This is a genomic window from Bacteroides oleiciplenus YIT 12058 (assembly GCF_000315485.1).
Lineage (GTDB): Bacteria > Bacteroidota > Bacteroidia > Bacteroidales > Bacteroidaceae > Bacteroides > Bacteroides oleiciplenus.
In genome coordinates this window covers 739,063-762,484 of the sequence record NZ_JH992944.1, presented here as the reverse complement: position 1 = coordinate 762,484, position 23,422 = coordinate 739,063, and the positions used below count along the sequence as shown (strand labels likewise).

The window sequence follows — 23,422 nt, the reverse complement described above, 5'->3', positions numbered from 1 at the left end:
AAAAAGTCTGTTCACTAATACCAAGTTTATGTGGTCTACTGATGTGGAACTTGGTAACAAACCCATCTCAGAAAGATATTCTTTTAATTCCCAGCGTTTCCGTAGAGCTATGGAAACTTCTTTATTTCTTAAGGGGATTTTCTTAATCTTATCTCAGCACCAGAATCTGATGGTGCATGGCCAGTCGAAGCTATACTATTCGGATAAAGATCCGCATTATACTTCCTTTAGTAGTGAATACTACATCTATACTTTGCGACGGATTATAATTTAATTTCCTACAAATTAGTTTTCCCTTTTCCCCTTTCCTTCTTTCCCCTATGTGGCTGAAAGTTGGTGATCTCTTACATCCCTAAGTTTAGGGTGAGGTTATGCGGGTGGTTACGGTATATTAATGCCGTGAAAGGGAGAGCTGTATCCATACGATTTATTTTTAAAAATTAATTTTAATACAAATCCATTTAAATTTTTCATCATGGAAACTACTCAAAAGAAATCCGCCTCTTTTAAAGGCATCAAATCTGCCGGTTGGGTAATCGTAATTTGTCTTATCGTAGCCGTGCTTATTTATCTATTTGTGTTTGGAAACCCTTCCAACTTCATGAACAATGACCCGAACAACCATCCGTTGCCTGGGAACTTCCTCGGTACTATCTATAAAGGTGGATTCATTGTTCCTGTTATCCAGACTCTCTTGCTGACCGTTATTGCGCTGAGTATTGAGCGTTACATTGCTATCGGTGCTGCTTTCGGTAAAGGCCCGTTGGCTAAGTTTGTTGCTAATATTAAGTCAGCCTTGTCTGCTGGTGATATGAAGAAAGCACAGGAAATTTGTGACAAACAACGTGGTTCTGTTGCTAATGTAGTAAACGCTACTTTGAAGAAGTATGCTGAAATGGAAAATGACACCAATCTGTCTAAAGACCAGAAATTGCTTGCCATCCAAAAAGAACTGGAAGAAGCTACCGCGTTGGAGTTGCCGATGATGGAGCAGAACTTGCCTATTATCGGTACTATCACTACTTTGGGTACGTTGATGGGATTGCTCGGTACGGTTATTGGTATGATCCGTTCGTTCGCTGCTTTGGCTGCCGGAGGTTCTGCTGACTCAATGGCGTTGTCACAAGGTATCTCTGAGGCCTTGATTAATACGGCATTCGGTATCTTGACTGGAGCACTTGCCGTTATTTCCTATAACTATTATACCAATAAGATTGATAAGTTGACTTACAGCCTTGATGAGGTTGGATTCTCTATCGTACAGACTTTTGCCGCTACGCATAAATAAATTGGAAATTGAGAATTGAGAATTAAAAAGTGATACTACTGCAGTATCCTCAATTCTTTTATTTCTCAACTATTATTTCTCAACTTTAAATTCTCAATTTTTAATTTAATAATTATGGGTAGAGCGAAGATAAAAAAGAAAAGTACGTTCATCGATATGACGGCGATGAGTGACGTGACTGTATTGCTGCTGACCTTCTTCATGCTGACGTCTACGTTCGTGAAGAAAGAACCGGTACAGGTTAGCACTCCAGCCTCTGTTTCCGAAATTAAGATTCCGGAAACAAATATCCTTCAGATATTGGTCGATCCGGACGGAAAGGTGTTTATGAGTCTGGACAAGCAGTCCGACTTGCGTGACGTGCTGGAAGCAATGGGGCAAGAGTATGGGGTGACGTTCACTCCGGAGGAAACTAAGAAATTCACATTGGCATCTACTTTCGGAGTGCCGATGAAGAGTATGAAGAAGTACCTTGACTTGCCGCAAGACCAGCAAGACGCTGTGTTAAAGAATGAGGGGATACCTACTGACAGTATCGATAATCAGTTTAAAGCCTGGGTGCGCAATGCCCGTGCCACAAACAAAGATTTACGTATCGCCATCAAGGCGGATGCCAATACTCCTTATTCCGTAATCAAGAATGTGATGAACTCGCTTCAGGACCTCAGAGAGAATCGGTATAACCTGATTACTTCTCTGAAGACTACTTCTGAAGAATAACAGAAAGGAAACATTATGGCTGAAATACAAGAAAGCGGCAATAAGAAAGGTGGAAAGAGCAAACAAAAGAAAATGACTGTCAGGGTGGACTTTACACCAATGGTAGACATGAATATGTTGCTGATTACTTTCTTTATGCTTTGTACCTCACTGAGCAAACCTCAGACGATGGAGATAAGCATGCCGAGTAACGATAAGGACATTACCGAAGAACAGCAGTCAAAAGTGAAGGCATCACAGGCTATCACTCTGCTGCTGGGTAGTGACGATAAAATGTATTATTACGAAGGAGAGCCCAACTATAAGGATTATACCTCGCTGAAGGAAACAACCTATAAGCCGGATGGTCTGCGGGCAATGCTCTTGCAACGCAATAGAACTGCTGTAAATGAAGTGAACGAGCTGAAGCAGCAGAAACTGGACCTCAAGATATCAGAAGAAGAATTTTCGAAGAAGCTCGCCGAGATAAAGAGCGGGAAAGATACGCCGACGGTGATAATCAAAGCCACCGATAATGCTTCGTACAAGAATCTGATTGATGCACTCGATGAAATGCAGATATGTAATATAGGTAAGTATGTGATTACCGACATTGCCGAAGCTGACGAATTTCTGATAAAGAACTTCGATAGCAAGGGTGAACTGTCGCAGAACATTGCCGAATAATGTGTAACACCTAAAAAAGTAAGAATATGGCTAAAGTAGATTTAAGTTCTTCGGAATGGTGTGACCTTATATTCAACGGCAAGAACAAGGCATACGGTGCTTATAAGTTGAGGGAGACTTCTCCGAAACGTCATAATATCGCTGTGATATTGGTGATTGTCATCGCATTGGTAGGGTTCAGCATTCCTACTTTGATAAAGATGGCTACACCGAAGCAGAAGGAAGTGATGACCGAAGTTACCACCCTGTCTCAACTGGAAGAACCGGAGATTAAACAGGAAGAGATGAAGAGAGTGGAGCCTGTTGCTCCCCCGCCTCCTGCTTTGAAGAGCTCTATCAAGTTTACCGCCCCGGTTATCAAAAAAGACGAGGAAGTAAATGATGAGGATGAAATGAAGAGCCAGAAGGAACTGACTGAAACAAAAGTTGCCATCTCTATTGCCGACGTGAAAGGTAATGACGAAGCAAACGGTAAGGATATTGCCGACCTGAAACAAGTGGTTACGCAAGCCGAGCCGGAACCTGAAAAGGTCTTTGATATGGTAGAGCAAATGCCTCAGTTCCCTGGTGGTCAGGCAGAGATGATGCAGTTCATCAGCAAGAACATGAAGTATCCGACTATTGCTCAGGAAAATGGAACGCAAGGACGTGTGACTTGTCAGTTTGTGGTAGGTGCCGATGGTCGTGTGCGCGATGTGAATGTGTTGAGAGGTGTAGACCCTTATCTGGACAAAGAAGCTGTCCGCGTGATAATGTCCATGCCTAAGTGGATTCCCGGCAAACAGAACGGTAAGGCTGTGTCGGTGAAGTATACAATACCGGTTGTGTTTAGGTTACAATAATATGTGTGTGTAATGAAAACGGTGAAACAACTTCAGCTTTTAGGTTTGGTGATGATGCTGACTTCTATGTCGGCATGCCAGAGCAAGCCCAAGGACGGACTGACAGATACATATACTTCGGGTGTGATAGCGATTGCTGCGGACGAAAGTTTTCAGCCTATCGTGCAGGAAGAGGTGGATGTGTTTGAAGGACTATTTCCTTTGGCGGGAATTGTGCCCCGTTATGTGACGGAAGTGGAAGCCGTCAATCTATTGCTCAAGGACAGTCTGCGGTTGGCAATAACCAGTCGCAGACTGACACCGGAGGAGATGAACTCTTTCAATAGCCGGAAGTTCTTCCCACAGGAGATAAAGATTGCCACGGATGGATTAGCGTTGATTACCAATAAAGATAATCCCGATACACTGATTACTGTGAATGAAATCCGCAACATCCTGACGGGAAAGACCACACAATGGAAAGACATTTATTCGGCATCCCGGTTGAAGGATATCAGTTTGGTATTCGATAACAAGAATTCCAGTACCGTACGTTTTGCGGTAGATTCCATTTGTAAGGGTGCTCCGTTGTCGAACCAGGTAAAGGCGTTGAAGACTAATAGAGAGGTTATCGACTATGTGTCAAAGACTCCTGATGCTATCGGTATTATTGGCGTGAATTGGCTGAGCGACCGTAATGACAGCACAGGGCTTTCCTTTAGCAAAGAAGTACGGGTGATGTCCGTCAGCGCTGCCGACAAGGCAACGCCGGAAAACAGTTTCAAACCCTATCAGGCATATTTGTTTTACGGTGATTATCCGTTGACACGCAGCATCTATGTCCTGTTGAACGATCCGCGGAGCGCTCTTCCGTGGGGATTTGCCTCTTTCCTCTCTTCCGACCGGGGACAGCGGATTATTTTAAAGTCGGGATTAGTGCCTGCTACCCAACCGGTGCGGGTGGTAAATATAAAAGATAAATAACTAAAATGAATGCTATTATGAAAACGATGTTAATTCTTAGTATGGGAGCGTTGCTGTTGGCCGGCACTGTTTCTGCACAAGCGCCTGTGAACGAATGGCAGGCTGGGGTAGATAAAATGAAAAGCCTGGTTCAGACCAATCCCGAACAAGCTTCCGAGGAAGCCGGTGCATTGTTGAAAGGGAAGAATAAAAAGAATGTGGACCTTGTGACTTCCATAGCCCACGTTTATTTGAATGCTGGAAAGCTTACTGATGCTCAGGAGTATCTGGCAATGGCGAAGAAAGCCAATAATAAGGATCCGAAAGTGTCTGTACTGGAGGGTGATATAGCTCTTGCACAAAAGAACGTGGGGCAAGCCTGCCAGCTTTATGAACAGGCCATTTACTTCGACCCGAACTGTAAGGAGGCTTATTTGAAGTATGCGCAGGCTTATAAGTCTGCCAGTCCTTCGCTGGCCATTGAAAAGTTGGAGCAGCTGAAAGCTGTGGAACCGGACTGTCTGGAGGCTGACAAGGAATTGGCTGAAGTGTATTATTCCAGTAATCGGTTTGATAAAGCTGCCGCGATGTATGCGAAGTTCATCAATACGCCTCTTGCTACGGAAGATGACATGCTGAAGTATGCTTTTGCCTTGTTCTTGAACCATGACTTCGAGAAATCGCTGCAAATTGCCCAGAAAGGCTTACAGGCGAATGCCCGTCATGCTGCATTCAACCGTCTTGCTATGTATAACAATACGGACCTGAAGCGTTATGAGGATGCAGAGAAAGCTGCTGACGCCTTTTTTCACGCTTCAGATAAAGCTGACTATTCTTATTTAGATTATCGTTATTACGGCGCTTTATTGACTGCGTTGAAGAAATACGATGAAGCTATTATAGAATATGGCAAGGCACTTGAGAAGGATGATACACAAACCGACTTATGGCGTGAAATCTCTGATGCCTATGAAATGAAGAACGATTATGCACAGGCTATTGCTTCTTATCAGAAGTATTATGATTCATTAGCCAAAGATAAAAAGACCCCTGAAACCTTATTCCAGTTAGGGCGTCTTTATTACGGACAGGGCACGTCTTCGGACACGCTCACCGTGCAGCCTGCCGACCGTATGGTGGCGTTGCAGTCTGCTGACTCTGTGTTCGCACTTGTTTCCGAACAAGCTCCCGACAGTTATTTGGGAGATATGTGGCGCGCCCGGACCAATTCTGCCATGGACCCTGAAACTACCGAGGGGTTGGCGAAACCTTTTTATGAAAAGGTGATGGAGGTGTTGCTAAGTAAAAACGATCCGAAGTATAATTCTCCATTGATAGAGTGTTACAGCTATCTGGGATACTACTATCTATTGAAGAGCGACTATCCTACTTCGAAGGAGTACTGGAATAAAATTCTGGCTATAGACCCCGCCAATGCTACTGCCAAAAAGGCGTTGGATGGCATCAAATAGCAACAATTTTAGTTGTTTGTCGTGTCGGGAGGAGTGGAGAGTGATTCTTAGCTCCTCTCTTTTTTTTGCTTTTTTTTGAGGAAACGCTTGGAATATTAAAAAGTTTGCCTACATTTGCAGTGTACTATTAAACTAATACACTAAATAACTAATAAATATCCAAGCTTATGCTACAAGTAGAAAACATTTCGTTCAGTTATCGCCGGGGCAAGAAAGAAGTCCTGCACGATTTTTCGCTTTCATTGGAGAAGGGTAGAGTATATGGGTTACTGGGAAAGAATGGTGCCGGTAAGTCTACGCTACTTTATTTGATGAGCGGTTTGCTCACCCCCAAGAGTGGAAAGGTGATGTATCATGATATCGATGTACGCCGTCGGTTACCTATCACGTTACAAGATATGTTCCTGGTACCTGAGGAATTTGAACTTCCGTCCATATCCCTGGTTAGCTATGTGGAGCTGAACAGCCAGTTCTATCCTCGTTTCAGCAAAGAAGATATGGTAAAGTACCTGCATTATTTTGAGATGGAGCAGGATTTGAATTTGGGAGCTTTATCTATGGGACAGAAGAAAAAAGTATTCATGAGTTTTGCATTGGCTACCCATACTTCACTGTTGATTATGGACGAGCCTACCAATGGACTTGACATTCCGGGTAAGAGCCAATTCCGTAAGTTCATTGCTTCCGGCATGTCGGATGACAGGACGATTATTATCTCTACTCATCAGGTGCGGGATATTGATAAGATATTAGATCATGTGGTGATTATGGACAACAGTCATGTGTTGCTTGACGAGTCTACTGCCAGCATTTGCAACAAATTACTTTTCCTTGAAAGTGACGATCATGAAATGGCGAAGTCAGCACTTTATACACTGCCTTCTGTGCAAGGAAACTTCCTGATGTTACCGAATACGGAAGACGAAGAATCGGAGATTAATCTTGAACTGCTATTCGGTGCTACACTTGCCGCACCAGAGAAAATGGCAGAAATGTTTCACCCTAAAAAGAATGAACAATGATACGCGATACCTTTTTTAGTGCACCCCGTTTTGTGAGCTTATGCCGCAAAGAGATGGTGGAGAGTTGGAAAGCTAATCTGCTTAGGTTCGTAATGATGTACGGCATAATGGCGATTGCTTTTGTATGGAACGGATATTTTCAATATAATCATCCGGAAAGTCTCATCAATAGAGGGATAACCCAGGATCCTATCTGGACATTCGAACTGGGGGCTTTCGTTTGGGCACTCGTCATTATGGGACTTCTGAGTGCTTCGTTCATTATGGAACGCATGAAATCTAAAACGAACCGGATAGCAATGTTGATGACACCTGCTACGATGTTTGAGAAATTCTTCTCCCGTTGGCTGGTATTTACTTTCGGTTTCCTTATTGTGTTTCTGATAGCTTTTAAAATGGCGGACTGGACACGTGTAGCGGTTTATATGGTCAGCTATCCCGAGTTGAAAGATATTATAGCCTCTACTCCGCTTTCCCATTTGGTAGGAAAAGGACAATTCTGGACGGTTTTTGATGATTGCAATTATTTCATGTTAGGAGTAAGCGCTTATTTCTTTGCACAGTCTTTATTTGTTCTGGGTAGTTCCATCTGGCCGAAGAACTCATTTGTGAAAACTTTCTCAGCCATTGTGGTTGTTGCTATCATTTATATAGCAATAGGATCGGTACTGGGAAAAATATTATTTGAAGCACGTGGTGTTCGTGGAGTGAATCAGAATATATCTGATGAAGCTATGACACTTTGGGCAACAATAATCTTCTTTGGTATGGCTATCTTCAATTGGATAGTCGCTTATTTCCGCTTTAAAGAATCTGAAATCATTAACCGCTGGTAAGTATGAATTTTAAAGAAAGCAAAGCTATCTACCTGCAAATAGCAGACCGGATTTGTGACGAGGTACTTCTTGGGCAATATCAGGAAGAAGAACGTATACCATCCGTCAGAGAATATGCGGCTGTGGTAGAGGTAAATGCCAATACGGTGATGCGTTCGTACGATTATTTGCAATCACAAGGAGTTATTTATAATAAGCGGGGCATTGGCTATTTTGTGTCTGCCGGTGCTCGCGAACAAATCCTTTCATTGCGGAAAGAGTATTTTCTGAAAGAGGAGGTGGATTACTTCTTCAAACAGATGTACACACTCGGTATTTCGGCAAAAGATATGTCGGATATGTATCAGGAATATAGTAAGAAACAAAAATAAAGAAGAAGATTATGAAACGAACAACTTATATAATATTTGGAATGCTGCTTGCCGGATTGCTGGTAATATGCGGTGGCATATTCTATAGCTCTACATTATTTTTCGACGGGAATGATAACTTTATGGATATCAATGGAGAACAAAAAACAGTGCAGTTGCCAGAGTGCAAAGTGGTGCAGTTGGTGACGGATAGAGATATCATTGTGGATGATAACGAAATAAAAGAAATAAGAATGGTTGCATTCAGTGAGATACCGCTGAACATTCGTCAGGCGCAAGGAGGAAACGGTACTTTCACTTATGCTTCTGATATGGATAAGTATATGACGATGAATACGTCAGGAGATACATTACGTATCGTATTCAATTTTTCCAAAGAGAAGCTGGAAAAGAAATTCCAGGATATGGCTTGGCTGAATGTACGCTCCAAAGAGATGGAGATAGCTTTGCCCGACTATACTCAGTCATTAATCGCTGCCCTCGTTGCCCAGAAAGTGAATGTTGAAGGCCTTAACCGTGATTCATTATCTCTTATGGTACGGGATTATGCAACAATAAACGATTGCTATTTTAAAGCCTTGACCGTTCAGGATGGTTCGTGGTTGTTCAATAGTGGAAAAGCGGATAACTTGCACTTACATTTGAATGGAATACGCTCGTGGAATGTGAATGCGTCGTCTTTCCATGTTGATACGGAATATCTGTATGCTCATGGTAACCAAAGATGTACATTGGAGAAAGGTGAATGCCGCCAGGTGGTTTGGATGCCTCAATCGGATGGTGCTTCATTGAATATAGAATTAAAACAGGCTGCAAGAGTGGTAGTAGAATAATAATAGGTATTATCAGGATACAAAAAAAGACCGTTGAAAAACGGTCTTTTTTATTTAGTTGCGGAGATCCGACTCGAACGAATGACCTTTGGGTTATGAGCCCAACGAGCTACCAACTGCTCCACTCCGCGATGTTTTGTGGGTGCAAAGGTACGGCTTTTTGTGAAACTAACAAATAAAATCCATCTTATTTTCTTTAAAAAATGTGATATAGTTTCTAACCTGTTGATAAGTAACATGATAGTGTACGCATTTTTTTTCTTCCCTTCCTATGACGGAATGTTAATAAAATACATGAATTCTTGTGTGGTATGCAGAAAAGTTTTACTTTTGCTCAAATTATTAAGCAATGTGCAATAATTAATAAATATATGGCCGTATCGAAGACAAAAGCTAAATTAGTGGATGTTGCCCGTCAGCTATTTGCAAAGATGGGTGTTGAGAATACCACAATGAATGATATCGCTCTTGCTTCTAAAAAAGGTAGAAGAACACTTTATACCTATTTTAAGAGTAAGGAAGATATTTATATGGCTGTTGTCGAGTCGGAGCTGGAGATTCTTTCGGATATGATGAAGCGGGTGGCAGAGAAAGATATCTCGCCCGACCAGAAGATTATCGAAATGATTTATACCCGTTTGGATGCTGTGAAAGAAGTGGTATATCGGAATGGAACGCTCCGTGCTACTTTCTTCCGCGATATATGGCGGGTAGAGAAGGTACGTAAGCGTTTTGATGCCAAAGAACTACAACTTTTCAAGGATGTTTTACGCGAGGGCGTGGAGAAAGGGGTATTTCAGGTTGACGATCTTGACATGACTGCCGAGTTGGTACATTATTGCGTGAAAGGTATCGAGGTACCTTATATACGCGGACACATAGGTGCTAAACTGACCGATGAAGAACGTGATAGATACGTGGTTAACATTGTGTTCGGTGCGCTGCATAGAAAAGAAAACTTTAATCAATAATTTAAAAAAGTATGGGATTATTAGATGGTAAAACAGCCATTGTAACCGGTGCTGCACGCGGCATTGGTAAGGCTATCGCTTTAAAATTCGCTTCTGAAGGAGCAAATATTGCATTCACTGACTTGGTGATTGACGAAAATGCAGAGAATACAACAAAAGAACTGGAAGCAATGGGCGTGAAAGCCAAAGGTTATGCTTCAAATGCTGCCAGTTTCGAAGATACCGCTAAGGTAGTAGAAGCTATTCATGCAGATTTTGGTCGCATTGATATTCTGGTAAACAATGCAGGTATCACTCGTGATGGTCTGATGATGCGTATGAGCGAGCAACAATGGGATATGGTTATCAATGTTAACCTGAAATCAGCTTTCAACTTTATTCATGCTTGTACTCCGATCATGATGCGTCAGAAAGCAGGTAGCATTATCAATATGGCTTCTGTAGTAGGTGTTCATGGCAATGCCGGACAAGCTAACTATGCAGCTTCCAAGGCTGGTATGATTGCTTTGGCTAAGTCCATTGCTCAGGAACTCGGCTCTCGCGGCATTCGTGCCAACGCTATTGCTCCGGGCTTCATCCTGACCGATATGACTGCTGCGCTGTCTGACGAAGTAAGAGCCGAATGGGCAAAGAAAATTCCTTTGCGCCGTGGCGGTACTCCCGAAGACGTGGCAAACATTGCTACCTTCCTGGCTTCTGATATGTCTTCTTATGTATCAGGACAGGTGATTCAGGTAGATGGTGGTATGAATATGTAAGAAAGAGTATGACTGTCGTATACGAGGACAATCATATTATTATAGTCAACAAGACCGCTTCCGAGATAGTTCAGGGAGACAAGACAGGGGATACACCGCTTTCGGAAACCGTAAAGGAGTATCTGAAGGAGAAATACCAGAAACCCGGAAATGTCTTCATCGGTGTTACCCACCGGCTGGACCGCCCCGTGAGCGGTCTTGTTGTATTTGCTAAAACCAGCAAGGCGTTGTCCCGCCTCAATGAAATGTTCAAGAACAGTGAGGTGAAGAAGACTTACTGGGCTATAGTAAAGAATGCTCCGAAGGAATCGGAGGGGGAATTGGTGAACTATCTGGTGCGCAATGAGAAGCAGAATAAAAGTTATGCTTATGATAAGGAGGTGCCGAAAAGTAAAAAGGCTATCCTGAATTATCGCATGATAGGTAAGTCAGAGAATTATTTCCTGCTGGAAGTAGATTTGAAAACCGGACGGCACCATCAGATACGTTGTCAGTTGGCAAAGATGGGGTGTCCTATCAAGGGGGACTTGAAATATGGTTCCGCACGCTCCAATCCGGATGGGAGTATCTGCCTGCATGCACGCTATATCAGTTTTGTACATCCGGTATCGAAAGAGGTAATAGAGGTGGAAGCACCTGTGCCGGAGACGAATCTTTGGCAGGGGTTTCGAATGATATAAGAATTTCACCACAGAGGACACAGAGAGCACAGAAGTTTTATAATTCATAGATAATCAATAACCTCTGTGCTCTCTGTGTCCTCTGTGGTGAAATTCTTTATCAGAACCTCGGCTTCACATACTTATCCCGTGAAGAAGTAAATCGCAGTCCCGGTACTTTACCTCCCTGCATAGGGAAGTTAACAGATTTGATGAGCGAATAATCATCCGCATCCAGCGCATAATATTCATCTGCCTCACCGGTTTTGATGCAAACCGTCCAGTCGAACATGTTGCCGAAGATGGACAGGGCATCCTGTTCCGGATTAAAGGCGGGAACTCCGGTCTTTACCAAGTCATAAGTCTTGTTGTTCAGTACATAGAAATTATTATCCATATCGGTCAGGAAGCCCAGCGTCTTGCGGCTCTTGAACTCCGTGATAAAGAGATGCTTCGCTTTTACACCTTCGGGCAGGGAAATGGCACGTACATACGGACGTCCCTTGGTTTGTTTCAGGTGGAAAAGCTTGCCTTCGTTGTCCAGAATCAGATAACCTTCATCATATTCCTTGCGGGTCGTAGGATTTCCTGCCAGCCTCTGTGCAGGGAACTTAAACCCTTTCTTCACCATGGCTTCCGTGAATTGACTGCTTTTATCGGCATCCACCGTATTGGTTTTCATTTTGATGAATTCAATTCCTTTGTTGGTGATGCGGAACACATCATCGGGCATCGCCAGGTCTACGCGTCCCGACATGCTTTCCAATAAAGGATAAAGCTCTATTCGGGAGGTATTGATGTCCGAAGGTGTCGAGCGGAAACTGAAATTAGTGAGCTGTATCTCGCGCGGAGTGACGGCAATACCTTTGATGGTATCCGGAAACCGCTCGTCCGCCATGAGCTGACGTATGTAAAAGAAGGGGAGGATGCTGTCCACCTGTTCCTGCGTGTACACATTGCCGGACTGGTCGCGGCGCATCATGCCTTTACCTTCCTCATGTCCCATGGAAACAAAGTCGTCGATGATGGTGCTGTACATGGAGAAAGGAGTCTTTGAAGGCTTTGCCGCAAAGAAACTGTAGCACCAGGGCAATTGCCACACAAGGAGCAATGCAATGGTAATGTATAAGAATATTTGACTAAAACGTTTCATTGTCTTTTTCGTTCTTAAGAGTGAATTTATAACCTGTTTAATCTTGTTTGCCTACCTTGAACCGTGCGATGGACAGCCATGAGAGACTTGCCGTGAGCAGGGTGTAGATTGCTAACCAAGGCAAGAAAGCATTGTAGGCTTCCGGTGCCGGTGCAAGGAAGAAGATGCGCAACAGCAGGACGGAGATTACCAGATTGAGGACGCGGCGTTTCCAGGTTGGTTCCAGACATATCCACGAAATCAGAAGATAAGCAGCGATGCCTGCCAGATACCAGGGAAGAGCTGTCAGCAGAATCCGTGAATACAGTTCCGGTGCAAGAATGCCTTGCATGTAAACTCCCATCAGCAGGTAGTTGCTGGCAAAGCAGATGACCAGTACCAGCAGACCGTAAAGCAGCATCAGGTTAATCATACGGAGCTGCGGATAGGGTAGATGCAGGGTCAGTTTCAGGCACTTGCGGTGCATTTCGGGTACGAACTGCACCAAGGCGAGCAATACTCCGGTCAGCAACGGAATGTATTCCAGCAAATCAACGAATACGGTGTCCCGTGCCAGCATCACTTCCCAGACGTGTTCCACACCTTTCATACTGGCTACGCGGTTGATGCGCAACATCGAGTAGCCGGCAAAGCCGAGCGTCACGAGGAGGGCAAGCAGCAGGTACCAGCGGGTTTTAATCCATTCTTTATAAAATATAGCGTTCATGATAAATTTAGTTATTAGTTATTTAGTTATAAGTTATTTACTGATGATATCTGATATCACAACACAATGGCACAAGCAAATAACTTATAACTAATCACTGATTAATATTTTCCTGTCAGTCCGATGAAAACATCTTCCAGATTGGCTGTCTCACATTTCAAGTCACTGTAGGGCACTTGCAAGGCTTTGAAGCGGGCTTCCACCTCTTGCAGGCTTAAGAATGAGAAGGTTTCCAGTGTGTTTCTGATGATGGACGGATGATAGAAGTCCTTGTCTTCAGGCATCTTGTAACCTTCGGGCAAGGTGCAAGTATAGCGGCGTGCGGTGTCCAGCAGCTCTTTTACAGGTTGCTGAATGAGGATGCGTCCGTAGTCCATGATGATGCAGTCGTCCACGAGGCGTTCCATGTCCTGAATGATGTGCGAGGTCAGGAAGACGGTTTTGTTTTCCGAACGGGCATAGTCACGCAGATAGTCCACGAAGAGGCGGCGGTAACCGGGGTCCAGTCCGAGGGAGAAGTCATCCAGAACCAGCAGTTCCGGATTCTGCGCCAGAATGAGTCCCAGAGCTACTTGCGAACGTTGTCCGCAGGACATACGCGAGATGCGTTGCTTAGGAGCTACTTTCAGCTTGTCCATCAGGTCGTAGTAGGCTTCTTTGCGCCATTGTCCCGGATAGAAAGCGGAGTAGAACTTCTCGATTTCGCGGATGGTCATGAACTGATATTGCACGTGTCCCTCAATGAGCAGGCCGATGTTGCGGCGTGTGCTGGGATGCATCGCCTGTATGTCCTGCCCGAAGATGGAGCACTGACCGGAGCGGGGCTTGAGATAACCGCTCAATATATTGATAGTTGTGGTTTTCCCTGTACCATTCTTGCCTAGCAGTCCCAGGATGCGTCCTTTCGGCACACTGAAACTGAGGTCTTCGTAAATTAACCGTTTGCCGTAATAGTGCGTCAGGTTATTGCATTCAATGATATTCTCCATTGATTTCTTTTGTTTTGATTAATGTCCGGCAGGAAATAAGAGGGCGATGTTTGTTTCCGCGGGAGGACACTGCCGTTTCCTACTGGGGAAACTGTCGTTCCCCTTAAAGGAAACGCGCGTTCCCATTAGAGGAAACTGGAGTTTCCTTTAGGAGAAACTGTCGTTTCCATTGCAAGGAAACTGTCGTTTCCTACCTATGGGAAACTGCAATAGCCACAGTGCTAATGATTTATGTTGCCTTTCCTGTGGCTTTATCCTATCCTTATGCCGAACCTACATTTGACTTATAAAAAAAGGAAAAGTAGCGGAATTAGGATGCCTGTTGCCAGTTCTATGCCCCCGCGTCCCCATAAACCCTTCGGTCCTTTCACCATGACAAGCCCTGTGACTGTGATGATAATGAGTCCCACGGCAAATACATCAGCGAAGTGAGTCCACCATCTGCCGGGATTGTAGTGCAACTTAGTCAGGGCACTTATCAACGGACGACGTGTCAGCTTCTCGTAGACGGCCTGCCGGGTAGACAAATCTACCATCAGATTGGAACCACCTTTCAGGAACACCTTCATCTGGTTCTCCTTCGGGAAATAGTGCTTGGTGTAGTTCTTCTCTTCACCGAGTGGCGCCAGCAGCTTCAGTACATCGTCTTTCTTCATTCCAGCCTGTGGCGGCATCGTTTCCGTGATGCTGTATTCTTGCCGCTCTACCGAGTAATTGGGGTTTATCGTATTCCGGTGATTCATCACAATTCCGGAGATGGCATATATCAACACCATCCCCGAAAAGAAGTATGAGAGGTCCCGGTGAATAAGCCGGCTCCATTTACGGAGCGCGGTTCCCGTTTTACTGAATTTCATAGTTTGCAGCTTCCATAAAGTAGAAAGACAAATATGGCTTTCCTGTTTCAGCCTGGCGTTTAGCTATCTTAGCGCGGAAGTCGGCGATGCGGGCTTCGGGTGTATTGGCTGTTTCGCCGCGTGCTTTCTTCTCGGTAGTGCATCCGGCTTCGCCTTCACCGTGCTTTTCGGCAGCAGCGGCTTTCAGGCGGGCTTCCCATTGTTGCAGGTAAGCTTCGTCCACACGTTGTTCTTTCAAGGTTCCGGTGACGCGGACGATGCTGTTGACGCATTTCGTATCAAATGAACCCAGCTTGGCGGCTTCTACGCGGATGGTCTGCGTGTCGTCGCTACCCATCAGGAAGATTTTGGTGGCACCGTGCTTGCAAGCATGCGTGCATACGCCTTCGATGGTGACTTCTTGATCGGTCAATGACTCGGCATTGGCAAGAAGTTCGTCTATTTCCATTGCACCGGAGGTCTGTTCGGTGGTTGCGGTTTCTTCGGTATTCTTTTGCTTGTTGCTGCAAGAAGTTCCGATGAAGAATAATGCCATGATGGCAACTACGATTGATAATGTTTTAGTACTCATTGTTGTTTTGGTTTTATTGTTAGTTATTATTTTTATTAGAAAGTGACTCCCAGAGATACTTCTATCCGGTCTGCTCCGCCGCATTTCTTATATTCCTGATGCAACCAGTTGGCTGAGAGGAACACGGCATATCGGTCGCTGAGTATATAGTCTCCGCGCAACTTGATGGCAACGGAGGCGTGGTCGTCACTCAGATAATCGATATTAGAGAGTAAAGTGCTACCTACTGATTCCTTGCTGCTCAGTCCTGTCAGCGAGTATTCGGACTTGACATTGGAAGTATATCCTCCGGCAATGCTTGCCGATAACAGCATCTTCGATACTTTCCAGAGGGATTGCGCTTCCAGTCCGCCGCTGGCAGAAGCTATTTCAACGTAGCGTCCGTTTCCTTTGTATTCGGGTTTTGTCTGCCAGTAGCCGGCGGTGGGGAGCAAAGTCCATCCCCAATGGCGGCTGGCAGTCAGGGTTTGTCCTATCATACCTTTCAGACCTGCTTTCTGTGTAGTGTTCTTGAACTGGTCTACACTACTGATCTGGGGATAAATGGTGCCGGACGGTTCACCGAAGATGTTTTCAACACCTGTCCGTTGTTGCAATGCAGCAAGCAGGTACACCCCATATTCCCATTCACGATTGCGGCGTGTCCATGCGGTTTCCAGTGAAACGTCCACGTTCTTTATCTCATTGATGGGAGTATAATTGGTGCTGGACAACTCTTTGGTCAAGTGGAAGTAGTCCGCCCGCAATGAAGCGGAAAAGCCGTTGTTCTCGCCGTCGTTGCTCACCGGAAGCAAATCGATGCTGCCTCCTATGCCCTCGCCTGTGTAGCGGGTACTGGTCTGCGTTCCTGCAAAGCGAACGTAATCCATACCCAGTCCGAGCATCTGATAGACGGATGTCGAACCTTTGTCGGCAAGGAATGTGATTTCGCTTTTCTGATTGTATTTGCGGGCTTGCACTGCAAGACCTAAATTGTATTTCCCGCTCAGGTTGCGTGCAAGTGCAAGGCTTGCCTGTAAATCGGAAATGATGTTACGCGGACGTGGGTCTTTGTCGCGGTAAGCAATCACTGCGCGATAACCCAGTTCGGCACCGGCAGTCCATTCGCCGAAGCGGTAGGCATATCCTCCGGAGAATTTATATTCCTCTTCTTTCATGAAGCCACCGATGGAGTCGCCTACTACGTAAGGGTAGAGGAGTGAGTAGTCGGAATTTTCATTCCAAACCACATCTTCTCTGCGTCCATTGCGGTAGGAAGCTTGTCCGAAGAGCCGGTTACGCGGATTCAGTACGACAAAAGAGTTTACTTCTGCGCTGAAATCCTTTCTCCCGTTTCCTTCCTGTGCCAATGCAGCGTCACCACGTTGCTCGTACAGCCCCTTTACGTTGACACTCGTCAGGCTGAAAGGACGCTGTTCGAAACGGATGGCGGCATTCTGCCACACTTGGTTGCGGAATACAGCCGTCCGACTGTATTCCGACAATAGTTTTTGTTCGACAGTAAGCGTATCTGCTGCTGCCACTCGTATGGGCAACAGGACTATTGCGGTCAATATGATAAGGAAACGTTGTCTCATGCTTAATCTCTTAATTATTGGGCCGATAAGAGGGTTGCGCGTACCGAAGGCTCAAAGTCTACGCTTGAGTTATTGGTATCCTGCAATACTTTGCGTCCGTCTTCGGTGGTGTAGGCTGTTCTGCGAACAACTGCCTTACCGTAGTTCTCGGCAATCGTGCTGTTCACGCCTATATAAGTATATCCCATATCCAGTGCCATGCTTGTCACGTTCCATACATATTTATTCTTCGGACTCATGTTGACAGCATCTATAATCCAGCTATTGGGGAATTTGTATTCGGTGAATACTTTGGATTGGTTTCCGGTTGCCAGTGTATAAGTATAGTCGTAGGTATAATTTTCCAAGTATTGTTCAGAAGTCATTCCTGTCGGCAGACGTCCGATAGCATATGCTCTGTTGCCTTGTTTAGCCAATACCCAAACGGTTTTGGTGTAATTGTACATCATATCCAGGTTGGGCACATCCGGATTGTCTATATCGGGGTTGGAAGTGCTGGTAGACTGGGTGTACCATTCAAAATCAGCCTTGCTCAGGTCGGCCGAACCGGGGTTGGCTTCTTTATGGTTCATTGCATTGTCACAGATGGTGATGCTTTCTCCCGGCAACACCGGATAGTCTGTACCGTTTCCGGGAATCATTGCTATCACTTGTACGGTCATGGCTTCCTCCATGATGTTCGGAGTATAATCCCATTTCGTAACGGTCAGGAATTTAGATTCGAGTAATACCAGTCCGTCGGCATACAACGTTTCGGAAGAATTGTTGTGTATACGGATATATTGGTCACCGTTATACTGCTTGTTTGTTTCTGCATTCAGGGTTCCGGCAGCAAAAACTTCTGCAATAACGAAATTGCCTTTCTCATCTTTGTTCAGCACATAGACGGGCAGGTCCAGTGATACGGTTCCACCTTTTACTTCAATATTCTGCTTGGCACCTTGAATGTCAACATCTGCGGTTTTGGTTACTTCTACTGTTTCTTCTTCTCCGTCTTCATTCGTTATAATTTGAGTTTCAGTATAACTATAACTTGCAGTACCTATAAAAGTTACGTTATACAGACCGTCGGTCAGTGTGGCCAATGTGCTTTGAGCTGCTGCACGGGTCAGGGTGGAGGTGTAATCAACTCTTGTTTCAAGTCCGGTGCTGATGTTGGTAAACGTGTATGTCCCCGTTTTGACGGTCAGGTCGTTTCCGATACTGTTGATGACATTTAATCCCATGTCTACCTGCGTAGTGGCAACGTCGTCGTCGCTACAACCAGTCATTGCAAAGCCCCCTGCCAGCAGGAGTACCAATGCGAAATACTTTACTTTCTTCATCATAATCTATTGTTTTTATACTTGTTAAAATCTTAAATTAGCTTCCATTCCAAAGTATGGGTTGTAGATGCGCTTGACTTCACGCGTACCTCTGTGATATATAGGTGCTACATTCAGCAAGCGGTTCACGAATAATGAGAGTTGCATGTACTTCCCGATTTCTTTAGTTGCTTTCAGGTTGATGCCCATTTCAAAGGGCACTACTTTGCGGTCGAAGTAATCGTCGGCATATTTGTTTACTAAATGTTGCAACTGTACGTCCGTTGCGTCGGCCTCTGTGAAGAGATGCACCTTTCCTCCTTTATCCACATAGCTCACAGGTGTTCCGTTGTTCCAAAGGCTTTGTGAGGCGGTGTACCAAGTGCACTGTGCTGTCACAGAAAAAGCCATTCCTATTCTGTTCAGATAAGTGTCGGCAGTGACATTCGTATTGAATACTTCATTGGTGGAACCGCTTTCCCAATCATACAGACCTACGTATTGCAGTTGCTCTCCGTTCAGTATGATGGATGACTCTTTATATTCGGGCATGCTATTGCTATAGGTCGTTTTCAGCCAGGCACCGGTGACGGTGAATCTGGTTTTCAGTTGCTTGATACGTTGGGACGAGAAAGTGAACTCCACACCCTGCTTACGTACGCGTGTACCGTTTCCGGCCATTTTGTAGGCGTTGATTAAAGTATCTTCAGCATAGGCTAGCCCTTCCAGTGCGGGCGGTCCGGTCAGTTCGGAAGAGTTGATGGAAGAGGTATCATACTTTTTATAAGCCAGTGTGCGGTAATAGGAAATATCGCGGAAAGCATTGTTCATGCGTTCCTGAAAATAGGTGACGGAGAACAGATTCCCTTTATGTGCCACATTCAGGCGCACTTCCCACTTCTGGTTGCGTGCAGGCTCCAGGTCATAGTTCGTATTATCCCATTTGTAGGTCATCATATTGATGCGCCGGTAATCGGCATTGTTATGATAGTAGTTCAGTTGCACTACATCTACATATCTGGCATCCGGATATAGCTGTGCAGTGGTTGGAAGTTTAGACAACCAGCCGATGCCGGCGGATATGTCAATCAGCCAATCCTCATTGGCACCCAGGGCAGGGAGTTGCCACTTCAGGTTAAAGCGGGGGTCGAGGTATATTTTTCCTTGAATAGCGTAGTCGCCGGATAACCCCAGCAAAGAATTGGCTCGTATACCTGCTGAGAGGAACAGTTCGTGCTTGCCGAGAGGTAGCTTCATTTGTTCTTCTGCATAAACAGATACATCCTGCCGGGCAGGGATATCATTATAACTTCTTGGACGAGTGGTCGATGATGTATTCAGCGGGCGGGTGGTGTCGTACACCTGTCCGTCTCCGAAATTCTTGCTGAAGTTCCATTCCGCACCAACTTTCAGCGTATGCGAGCTTTTCATCCAGTTAAAGGCAAAATCTCCAATGATTTTAGCATTTGCATAGAAGGGCTTGCCGTCTACTAATACATTGGCTACATAGCTGTAAGGAAGGTAAAGTCCGTCCGCCTCTCCTTGTTCCGTGCTGTTGGGAATACCTGTGGGGCGGTCCAGTGATACGGACTTCCGTTCTTTAATCTGGCTGAGCTCTTGCGAAATGGATGCATTGGCACGCAGTTGGCGCAGGAATGAGTGTTCGGGGCGTTTCAATACCCACTCGCCACCCAGCGTCATTTTATCATAAGTGGACTTGTAAGAATCTTCCTTTACAGTAATATCTTTGTCCCGCTTCACATTGTCGAACGAGCCGGTGTAATCGGCGTTGATTCGCCAGTCTATGTGACCAATCTTTGCTTTGTAGTTGGTATTCAGGCGGGCGGATGCGGTAATGCGTTTGTAGTTCTCACGGCTGTCGCGCGGGTCTACTTTCGAGTCCAGATAACTAAGGTCCAGGTTCAGGACATTGGTGCCGCTGATTGCCCAGCCTTTTCCGGCAGAGAATAGCTTGCTTACCTGGTCTGCTTTGAAACGTGCAGTCAGGGGAGAGGCGCTTGATTTTCGTTTGATGTTCACTAATCCTCCGGTCAGGTTGCCGTATTCTACAGAAGGTATGCCTCGGATGATTTCCACACTTTCTATGTTGTCTGTTGAAAGCGTGCGCATGTCTACGCCTTTGGATACGGACTCTTTGTCACCCTGGTTTGTTCCTTGTAGGTATTGCAGGTTGGCATCAGTGTTTACTGTCATACCGTCCACAACGAATCCTACTCCCAAAGAAGCAATAGTCTCGCTGGTGTTTCCAGCTTCACGGATTTTTATCAGATTAACATTGCCCATATTCGGGTCAACAGACTTTCCGCCGGGAAGTAATTCCAGCAAGTCAGTGAAACTTGTCGGTTGCAGATGCTCCATTGCCCTGCGGTCTATCTTTGACGCACTGGTCAATCCTTTCGACTCCGAAGCGGTGATTACTACTTCATTCAGCGCCATAGCCGATGAAGTGAGCTGGAAAGACAAAGTTGTATTTTGGGAGATAGAAAAAGTCTTTGTCAGCTTGTCGTATCCCAAATAAGAAACGGTTGCTGTATATTCTCCGGCGGCTAATTTGGTGAAAGAATATCGTCCGTTCTGGTCACTGAGAGCACCGTACCAGGTTTTGTTCGTTGCTTGCAACTGAATGGTGGCAAAACTTAAAGGCTCTTTGCTCTGCGCATCTTGTATAGTTCCGGTGAGGGTGTAACCATGTTGGGCAGAGGCAGACAAATGATTGATAAACAGTATCGTTATGATATAAAAAACTTTGCGAAACATCTCTATGGATTTGTTTGCAAAGTTATGGAGAATGGGAAGTGTAGGAAATCGCTATATGTAGGTAATTTGTATACGAAGTTGTAGAATCTGCTACTTATAAATAGGTATTGGGTAGAAACGACAAAAGCCGTTCCCCAGAATAGACAAGTAGGGAGCGGCTTTTGTGGTCAGTGTGCTTACTATTATTCGGCAGGCTGTGCAGGTGTTTCCGTTGCAGGAGCATCCTTGGCGGGAGTCTCAGCTTTTGGTTGGTCAGCTTTGGGCTCTTCAGCTTTCGGTTGTTCTGCTTTGGGTTCTTCCTTGGCAGGCTCGGTAGCCTTAGGTTCATCAGTCTTTTCCGTTGCCGGTTGCTGAGTCTTCACGGGATCCTGAGCGTTTGCCACGAAAGAACCACCACAAACAAACATAAACAGGGCTGCTACTAATACTAACTTTTTCATAATCATTTGCTTTTTAAGTGTTATACTATTATATATTTCTAAGTTTAAAGTTTAGGTTTCCTCTTTTTGGGGAAGCTTGGCGCTTACATGTAAATAGTTGCAAAGGTTGTGCCAAGAGGAATTGGTGATAGGCAAGTGATTGATTATCATTGCGATTAGTAAATGTATGAAGTGTGGCACAGTGTGGAATTGTGTGGAAAGTGTAGAAACAACTGTGGAAAAATTCCACACTGTGGTAGTCTGCTTCTGAGAGAGAGTATTGTGGGATTATAAATCTATATCATATAGACTTAACTTATTGTACAGCGTCTTTCGGTCAATGCCCAGCAACTGTGCTGCCCGACTTTTATTGTTTCCCGTTTGCCGCAATGCCTCGATGATCTTCTGTTTTTCTGTTTCCTCATTGCGTAGGGGTAAACCTATTTGCGTATGGATAGGCTCTTGAAGTTCAGTTAGTTCATTTGGGGTGATGATTTTGCCTTGTGCCAACAGAGTAGCACGGCGCACGATGTTCTTCATCTGACGGAGATTACCCGGCCAGTGATATTCCAGAAGAGCTTTGGATGCTGCGTCATCAAAACCAATGAGTTGTTTATCCAGCTCCCGGTTTGCTTGGTCAAGGAAGAAGTTTGCAAAGAGAAGAATATCTTCCTTGCGGTCTTTCAGTTCGGGCATGCGCAAGGTGAACTCATTGATTCGGTGGAACAGATCCTGGCGGAAGGTTCCTTTCTCGATGCCCTGCTCCAAGTCTTCATTGGTAGCCGAAACTAAACGTATATCTACGGTGATTTCCTTATTAGAGCCTACCGGACGGATTTTCCGTTCCTGTAAGGCACGCAACAGTTGTATCTGCACCTCATAACTGAGATTACCTATCTCATCCAGAAAGATAGTTCCGCCGTTGGCAGCAACAAAAGCACCTGTCTTGTCCGTCAGTGCTCCGGTAAACGAGCCTTTCACGTGCCCGAAGAATTCCGAAGCGGCAAGTTCCTTGGGGATAGAGCCGCAGTCGATAGCAACAAAAGGTTGTCCGGCACGCTTGCTGAGTTGGTGGATGCGGTGGGCTACGTATTCTTTTCCCGTTCCGCTGGCACCGTTGATGAGTACCGACATGGTGGTGGGAGCAACCAGCCTTACATAATTATATAGTTGTTTAGCAGCATCGCTTTCTCCTTCCAGATAATCGGAAGAGGGAGTGCCTTCTGAGGGTTGTGAACGGGTATTATCTCCTTTTTCAGAATAGATGGTCTGTTTGGGTGAAACAGATGGTCGCTTCATTGCTTCGCCTATTTTCTTCAGAAGTTCGTCTGGATTCACCGGTTTGGCAACGTAATCGCTGGCGCCCAACTTCATGGCTTGCACGGCCGACTGGATGTCGGCATAGCTCGTCATCATGATGAGTGGGATGGACATCCCCTGGATTCCTAACCACTTCAATAGATCGATGCCGTCCTTGTCGGGCAGACGCAGGTCGGACAAAATCAAGTCGGCACCCTCCGTTTCCAGATGTTTCTGGGCGCGGGCGATACTGCTGGCGGAAGTTACCTGAAAGCCTTTTTTGCTTAACCAGGTTTTCAGCATCATGCCGTAAGTAATGTCGTCTTCAACGATGAGTATAGATTTCATTGCCTTAACTTTTGTCTCTTTTAAGACACAAAGGTAAACCG

24 protein-coding genes and 1 tRNA gene (1 of these 25 cut by a window edge) are annotated in these 23,422 nt (G+C 45.2%); 14 read left to right on the top strand and 11 right to left on the bottom strand.

The features are described 5' to 3' along the window. The 11 genes from HMPREF9447_RS22480 to HMPREF9447_RS22430 form a co-directional block, all read left to right on the top strand. Nucleotides 1-274: the 3' portion of a hypothetical protein gene (locus HMPREF9447_RS22480; RefSeq protein WP_009132090.1), read on the top strand. 176 nt of this gene lie to the left of the window's left edge; the window shows 274 of its 450 coding nt (coding positions 177-450); its start codon lies beyond the left edge, outside the window; it ends in the stop codon at nt 272-274. A 201-nt stretch (nt 275-475) separates the two neighbouring features. Next, complete coding sequence (locus tag HMPREF9447_RS22475; RefSeq protein WP_009132089.1) at nt 476-1,288, top strand: MotA/TolQ/ExbB proton channel family protein; 813 nt, start codon at nt 476-478, stop codon at nt 1,286-1,288. A gap of 114 nt (nt 1,289-1,402) precedes the next feature. Further along, nucleotides 1,403-2,008 carry an ExbD/TolR family protein gene (locus HMPREF9447_RS22470; protein WP_009132088.1) on the top strand — a complete coding sequence of 202 codons (606 nt, stop codon included), beginning with the start codon at nt 1,403-1,405 and terminating at the stop codon, nt 2,006-2,008. 15 nt (nt 2,009-2,023) lie between these two features. Beyond that, on the top strand, nt 2,024-2,674 hold the full coding sequence (locus tag HMPREF9447_RS22465; RefSeq protein WP_009132087.1) for an ExbD/TolR family protein: 651 nt from the start codon (nt 2,024-2,026) through the stop codon (nt 2,672-2,674). 26 nt (nt 2,675-2,700) lie between these two features. Beyond that, complete coding sequence (locus HMPREF9447_RS22460) at nt 2,701-3,516, top strand: energy transducer TonB (protein WP_009132086.1); 816 nt, start codon at nt 2,701-2,703, stop codon at nt 3,514-3,516. A 12-nt stretch (nt 3,517-3,528) separates the two neighbouring features. Next, nucleotides 3,529-4,479 carry a PstS family phosphate ABC transporter substrate-binding protein gene (locus HMPREF9447_RS22455; protein ID WP_009132085.1) on the top strand — a complete coding sequence of 317 codons (951 nt, stop codon included), beginning with the start codon at nt 3,529-3,531 and terminating at the stop codon, nt 4,477-4,479. Between the two features lie 5 nt (nt 4,480-4,484). Beyond that, a complete protein-coding gene (locus HMPREF9447_RS22450; protein WP_044138532.1) occupies nt 4,485-5,930 on the top strand; it encodes a tetratricopeptide repeat protein in 1,446 nt (481 codons plus the stop codon). A gap of 167 nt (nt 5,931-6,097) precedes the next feature. Beyond that, nucleotides 6,098-6,952: an ABC transporter ATP-binding protein gene (locus tag HMPREF9447_RS22445; RefSeq protein ID WP_009132083.1), complete on the top strand. Its 855-nt coding sequence runs from the start codon at nt 6,098-6,100 to the stop codon at nt 6,950-6,952. Then, complete coding sequence (locus HMPREF9447_RS22440; protein WP_009132082.1) at nt 6,949-7,788, top strand: hypothetical protein; 840 nt, start codon at nt 6,949-6,951, stop codon at nt 7,786-7,788. Before HMPREF9447_RS22445 ends, HMPREF9447_RS22440 begins: the two co-directional genes overlap by 4 nt. Before the next feature lie 2 nt (nt 7,789-7,790). Then, the gene (locus HMPREF9447_RS22435) at nt 7,791-8,159 is read left to right on the top strand and encodes a GntR family transcriptional regulator (RefSeq protein ID WP_009132081.1); all 369 of its coding nucleotides are present in this window, start codon (nt 7,791-7,793) and stop codon (nt 8,157-8,159) included. Between the two features lie 11 nt (nt 8,160-8,170). After that, nucleotides 8,171-8,992 carry a hypothetical protein gene (locus HMPREF9447_RS22430; protein ID WP_009132080.1) on the top strand — a complete coding sequence of 274 codons (822 nt, stop codon included), beginning with the start codon at nt 8,171-8,173 and terminating at the stop codon, nt 8,990-8,992. 58 nt (nt 8,993-9,050) lie between these two features. On the opposite strand, the gene HMPREF9447_RS22425 is transcribed toward HMPREF9447_RS22430, so the two are convergent. Beyond that, nucleotides 9,051-9,123 (bottom strand) — tRNA-Met (locus HMPREF9447_RS22425). A gap of 240 nt (nt 9,124-9,363) precedes the next feature. On the opposite strand from HMPREF9447_RS22425, the gene HMPREF9447_RS22420 reads away from it, so the two are divergent. The 3 genes from HMPREF9447_RS22420 to HMPREF9447_RS22410 are packed head-to-tail and all read left to right on the top strand — an operon-like array spanning nt 9,364 to nt 11,401. After that, a complete protein-coding gene (locus tag HMPREF9447_RS22420) occupies nt 9,364-9,963 on the top strand; it encodes a TetR/AcrR family transcriptional regulator (protein WP_009132079.1) in 600 nt (199 codons plus the stop codon). 11 nt (nt 9,964-9,974) lie between these two features. Then, complete coding sequence (gene fabG / locus HMPREF9447_RS22415) at nt 9,975-10,721, top strand: 3-oxoacyl-[acyl-carrier-protein] reductase (RefSeq protein ID WP_009132078.1); 747 nt, start codon at nt 9,975-9,977, stop codon at nt 10,719-10,721. Nucleotides 10,722-10,729: 8 nt separating this feature from the next. Further along, complete coding sequence (locus HMPREF9447_RS22410; RefSeq protein WP_009132077.1) at nt 10,730-11,401, top strand: RluA family pseudouridine synthase; 672 nt, start codon at nt 10,730-10,732, stop codon at nt 11,399-11,401. A gap of 100 nt (nt 11,402-11,501) precedes the next feature. Here HMPREF9447_RS22410 and HMPREF9447_RS22405 read toward each other — a convergent pair whose 3' ends face one another. From HMPREF9447_RS22405 to HMPREF9447_RS22360, 10 genes are all read right to left on the bottom strand, one after another. Further along, nucleotides 11,502-12,533, bottom strand: a complete 1,032-nt coding sequence (locus HMPREF9447_RS22405; protein ID WP_009132076.1) for a DUF4857 domain-containing protein — start codon at nt 12,531-12,533, stop codon at nt 11,502-11,504. Nucleotides 12,534-12,570: 37 nt separating this feature from the next. Beyond that, nucleotides 12,571-13,239 (bottom strand): hypothetical protein, encoded by a 669-nt coding sequence (locus HMPREF9447_RS22400; RefSeq protein WP_009132075.1) that lies wholly within the window; start codon nt 13,237-13,239, stop codon nt 12,571-12,573. A gap of 101 nt (nt 13,240-13,340) precedes the next feature. Next, a complete protein-coding gene (locus HMPREF9447_RS22395) occupies nt 13,341-14,228 on the bottom strand; it encodes an ABC transporter ATP-binding protein (RefSeq protein WP_009132074.1) in 888 nt (295 codons plus the stop codon). A 284-nt stretch (nt 14,229-14,512) separates the two neighbouring features. Then, on the bottom strand, nt 14,513-15,085 hold the full coding sequence (locus HMPREF9447_RS22390; protein WP_009132073.1) for a PepSY-associated TM helix domain-containing protein: 573 nt from the start codon (nt 15,083-15,085) through the stop codon (nt 14,513-14,515). Continuing rightward, complete coding sequence (locus HMPREF9447_RS22385) at nt 15,072-15,656, bottom strand: hypothetical protein (RefSeq protein WP_009132072.1); 585 nt, start codon at nt 15,654-15,656, stop codon at nt 15,072-15,074. The genes HMPREF9447_RS22390 and HMPREF9447_RS22385 overlap by 14 nt, the downstream gene beginning before the upstream one ends. Nucleotides 15,657-15,691: 35 nt before the next feature. Continuing rightward, nucleotides 15,692-17,233, bottom strand: coding sequence for a DUF6850 family outer membrane beta-barrel protein (locus HMPREF9447_RS22380; RefSeq protein ID WP_009132071.1), 1,542 nt, complete (start codon nt 17,231-17,233; stop codon nt 15,692-15,694). Nucleotides 17,234-17,247: 14 nt separating this feature from the next. Then, the gene (locus tag HMPREF9447_RS22375) at nt 17,248-18,561 is read right to left on the bottom strand and encodes a DUF4876 domain-containing protein (protein ID WP_009132070.1); all 1,314 of its coding nucleotides are present in this window, start codon (nt 18,559-18,561) and stop codon (nt 17,248-17,250) included. Between the two features lie 21 nt (nt 18,562-18,582). Beyond that, nucleotides 18,583-21,315: a TonB-dependent receptor gene (locus HMPREF9447_RS22370; protein WP_009132069.1), complete on the bottom strand. Its 2,733-nt coding sequence runs from the start codon at nt 21,313-21,315 to the stop codon at nt 18,583-18,585. Nucleotides 21,316-21,497: 182 nt separating this feature from the next. Continuing rightward, nucleotides 21,498-21,755, bottom strand: coding sequence for a hypothetical protein (locus tag HMPREF9447_RS22365; RefSeq protein WP_009132068.1), 258 nt, complete (start codon nt 21,753-21,755; stop codon nt 21,498-21,500). A 267-nt stretch (nt 21,756-22,022) separates the two neighbouring features. Next, nucleotides 22,023-23,381 carry a sigma-54-dependent transcriptional regulator gene (locus tag HMPREF9447_RS22360; protein ID WP_009132067.1) on the bottom strand — a complete coding sequence of 453 codons (1,359 nt, stop codon included), beginning with the start codon at nt 23,379-23,381 and terminating at the stop codon, nt 22,023-22,025. Nucleotides 23,382-23,422: the final 41 nt, after the last annotated feature.